Origin of the sequence: Acetobacter tropicalis, from assembly GCF_001580915.1 — a bacterium.
In the GTDB taxonomy this organism is placed as follows: domain Bacteria; phylum Pseudomonadota; class Alphaproteobacteria; order Acetobacterales; family Acetobacteraceae; genus Acetobacter; species Acetobacter tropicalis.
Genome location: NZ_LHZQ01000085.1, coordinates 1 through 2515, shown reverse-complemented (window position 1 = coordinate 2515; position 2515 = coordinate 1). Strand labels below are relative to the sequence as shown.

The window sequence follows — 2515 nt, the reverse complement described above, 5'->3', positions numbered from 1 at the left end:
AGCGGCCAGAAATCCAGACGTGCAAAAAGAACTGCTCAAGCCGACAACAACCCGGAAGCATTAAAACACGCTCAACGGGTCATTGCTCTTGCACGCGCCACAAACAAAAAAGGGGCATGACGCACCACACGTCACACCCCCAAGGCTCAACCAGAAATTCACTCTATAGGAACTTCTTTATATTCAATCTACCAAACCACCTGAAACCAAAAAAGCCCTTTATATTATTGCATCTACATCGCGCACCAAAACGCACCAAAACGCACTAAATCGCACCAAAACGAACCAGACATTTTGACAGAAAAACAGCGACAAATTACGCTGCAAAAACTCCTTAAATGGGACGCCGGGTGGAACAGCGGCAACTGTTTCACCACCCCCGCGATATGGCGGCCAACATGTCGCGGGGAGGTCTCTTTACTCCAACAACTCAGTGTTTTTTCTTTGCCTGCTCGTCATGATGACCGTCAGCTAAAACACTTTCCCATGACCGACTGACCGAACCGGTATCAGTTAAAAACCACACACATTTTGGCGTAACATCGAACTTCGGCAGCGGCGCAACTTCGAAGAAACTTGGTATTTCAGCACTCCTACAAAACTCCTCAGCCAATGACTTATCATCGAAAAAAATCGGCTCAGGATCTTCGTCCATCACCATAAAACGTCGATTTGTCATGTGCTCTCCATTCGCTAAAAATCTTCAATGTCGCTTTGTCTGGGATCGTGAATGACACCTGACGGTTCCGCATCGGCCTGACGGTAACGGCGATATTTCCGGTCAGCCGGTCGCCAGTTAAACCCGACACGCCCCCCATCGTCCTGTTCCCCGTCTCCATCGGTCAGAGCAAGTTCCTCGTCGCTCTCCTGCCCTTCCTTGAGCACGTTCTTGAGCGCCCCGCCCGTTGCTACAAACCGGAGCTTATGGACTTGCCTGGTCAACTCCATGAACCATTCCGGGTCTGTGGTCATGTCGGCAGGCTTCACCGCATATTTCAGGGTTTCCGCCGCCGCCTGCTGAATGGCCTGTGTGCCGTCCTCTCCCTTGCGTGGATGCACCGCCCGCACGTCCACACTGGGGGCATAGTTCAACCGAGCGCAGGACTGCCACACTTCCACCCAGCGGGCCTGTTTGACGTAATGACGGGTAAACCAAGAGGGAGGCACCATAAGCAGCGCATGAAAGTGCGGATGTGCTGAACCGTCCTTGCCCCGCGTCACCTCGGTCGTCCGTATCCAACCCTTTACAGGTTTGAACTCTGGCCGCTTCACCAAACGCCGCCAGCTATCGTTCATAGCCTTCAGAGTGCCCCGTAGATCGTCTACAGGGCAATTCCGCACCGTGAGGGTCAGAAAGAGCCAGCGTGCCCCTCTATGGGCTTCTATGAGGCCGGGAAGAGCTTGATAGAAACGAGCCTGCCACATGAGCGAACGCCTCGACTGACATACCGGGCAATGACGCACCCGGCAAAACTGCGCTTCCTTGAGTTTTAACCGGACTTCACCGGTCTCCGGGTCATGGGTTTCACTGAACCGCAGAACCCCCGAACACTTCCCAATCCGCTCCGCCAGCCTCTCAAACTCTCTCGCCTCGCCATAAATGGCCTGCACGTCCTGCGCCTGCGCCCGATGAACGTCCCACGATTTATCTCGTGGAGAGATGTCGGCAAGAGATGCATCTTGGTGTCGTTTACGACGTGTGTTATGTATCCCGCAGGTGCAGCAATGCACGGAAAAACCCCTGTTGTTTTGGTTGTCTAAGCAGCTCCCAAGATACAGGGGTTTTCTTCTACGGGTCAAATCTCCAAAAAACCGCAGTCGCTCTAGGGCTAGACCCTCAAACCACGACCGCCATTTATCCCTTAAGTATAAATACAAGGTGCGGAAACCGCATTTTCGCCGCCCCGCGCACGTCCTCGCACGGCTCCGGGGCTCGCGGTGCGGCGCTACTGCTTCCCCTCTCCCAGCCCTTTCCTTTCGGCTCTGATGTGCGGGCAATCACCACCCCCCACCAGACGCCTACCGGCGGCCTACGGCGCTCCCGCTCTGCGCTCGCTCTGGTGCTGCACCGGCTTTGTGCTGTGCCCGTCTGCTTGCTCAAGGGGCGGGAGCGAACTGGAAGGGTCAGAGGCCAAACGTGACACGTCACGGAATGGGGGGAAGGGGTGGTAACTGCCCCGCCCGTTGCCCCTCCCTAAGCCGTCCAGACGGGCCAGCAGGCACCACCTGACAACCCGGAGCGAGCGCAGAGCGGGAGCGGCGTAGCCCGGCCCTGTGGGGCCGTCCGGGGTGCCTCAAGATCGCTAAGGGGAACCCTTGGCCGCACACCCCAAAAAGGGGGCAAACGAGAGTTTGTATAAGTGCGCCATTCTGGAACAGAGCACCCCAAACGAAAGTTTGTGTAAGTGCGCCCTTCCGGTCAGCTCACTCCAATCCTTAATTTTGAGTAAACAAATGCCAGAACAAAACGCGAGCATGAAACTCACCACATTCGACGCAATAACAGCGGCCAGAA

At 55.6% G+C, this 2515-nt stretch carries 3 protein-coding genes; 1 reads left to right on the top strand and 2 read right to left on the bottom strand.

The window, feature by feature from the left end:
• Window positions 1–430: 430 nt before the first annotated feature.
• Both AD944_RS00610 and AD944_RS00605 read right to left on the bottom strand, forming a co-directional pair.
• Window positions 431–679 carry a hypothetical protein gene (locus tag AD944_RS00610; RefSeq protein ID WP_146881277.1) on the bottom strand — a complete coding sequence of 83 codons (249 nt, stop codon included), beginning with the start codon at window positions 677–679 and terminating at the stop codon, window positions 431–433.
• Between the two features lie 14 nt (window positions 680–693).
• On the bottom strand, window positions 694–1611 hold the full coding sequence (locus AD944_RS00605) for a protein rep (RefSeq protein WP_261763987.1): 918 nt from the start codon (window positions 1609–1611) through the stop codon (window positions 694–696).
• Between the two features lie 705 nt (window positions 1612–2316).
• Here AD944_RS00605 and AD944_RS17175 point away from each other — a divergent pair.
• On the top strand, window positions 2317–2515 hold a 199-nt coding region (locus tag AD944_RS17175), incomplete at its 3' end, for a hypothetical protein (RefSeq protein ID WP_211263315.1).

Coding starts and splice junctions, on each gene's coding strand:
- AD944_RS00610 (WP_146881277.1), bottom strand. CDS start 679: ATGACAAATCGACGTTTTATGGTGATGGACGAAGATCCTGAGCCGATT.